Source organism: Neochlamydia sp. AcF65, from assembly GCF_018342435.1.
GTDB lineage: Bacteria > Chlamydiota > Chlamydiia > Chlamydiales > Parachlamydiaceae > Neochlamydia.
Genome location: NZ_JAEMUE010000051.1, coordinates 1 through 1,175 on the forward strand (window position 1 = coordinate 1; position 1,175 = coordinate 1,175).

A 1,175-nucleotide genomic window follows, 5' to 3' on the forward strand; every position below is an offset into this window, starting at 1 on the left:
TGTTAAGAAGTATTCGGAGTAAGTCTTGCTCCTTTAAATCCATAGGCAATTGAGTGATAAAGATCTTGCCAGCTATCGATAAAGTAAGAGACAAAAAAAGCCCGCATGAGCATCCATAAGCTACTTCTTGAGCCAGCTTTTTTGACAGCAGCTAAAAACATACTGCAGCAGTGCTGTTGCACTTGATCGATCAAGAAAGCTAACATCATCAGATAGGCAAACAGATGGCATAGATGCTGATGACCATGACCAAAGTTATGCTCAAATTCATACCCTTGATTCTTGAGTGTATTAAAGGTCTCATTTTCAATTTTCCATCTCGCTCTTGCTTCCTGTATAAGTTCATAAACATTGTTAACGCTAATAGGCAGGTCTGTAATCCAGGTAAAATGTCTCTTTCCCTGCTTAGAATCATTAATCCAGCATTCAAAGAAATTGACCTGCAAATCTGCATGTGTGTCATTGAGAGGGATACCGTTGATAAAACGAATGTTAAGCTCACCTTTCTTTTCTTTTATTGTAAGCTCTTCAAAATCTAAACCTTGCATCCATTCAAATAAGGAAGCATTGCCTTCAGGCTTTACTCCTATGATGTAATGTAGCTTAGCCTGTTGTAATTCTTTAAGATGAGGGCCATTAGCACTTAAAGCATCTTGAGTGACAATAACATTTAGGTGAGGATGTTCTTTACGGAACGCCTGGATAAAGCGTTTAGCTGCATTGCTTTCACAATCGTTTTTACTAGCTCCATCTTCATTGGAGATGGGTTCGGGGCAAACAGGAATAACCTCTCGGCAGTCTGGATGTACAATAGAACCTGCTAAAATCTGATGATAATAACTGCTGCTTCCATCCCGATGTTTTTTTTCACAACAATGTTTACAATGAATGGTTTCTGAAGAAAAAACACCTGTTCTGTCTAAAGAGAGTAAATAGTAGCTATTAAGAAAAAGGAAGTTTTCCAACACTTTCCCGCGTTGTAAATGGGCAAAAAGCTTACAAAAAGTGCCTCTTAATAAAGAAGGAGAAATTACATCTAATCGCTCCCTTAAATAAGTGTCTGATGGTACCTTTTCAATCTTGTAAAGAGTCGAAAGGTTATGTTTAATGATAGGTTCTTCTTTTCTTTGATCAAACTTCAATAAAGAGGGAAACTTTAAACCAAACAAAGCAAG

Annotated in this window: 1 protein-coding gene; it reads right to left on the reverse strand. The window is 37.4% G+C overall.

Translation table 11 applies throughout. From position 1 onward, the window contains the following. Positions 1 to 2: 2 nt before the first annotated feature. On the reverse strand, positions 3 to 1,175 hold a 1,173-nt coding region (locus NEOC65_RS06525; RefSeq protein WP_213156087.1), incomplete at its 5' end, for a transposase.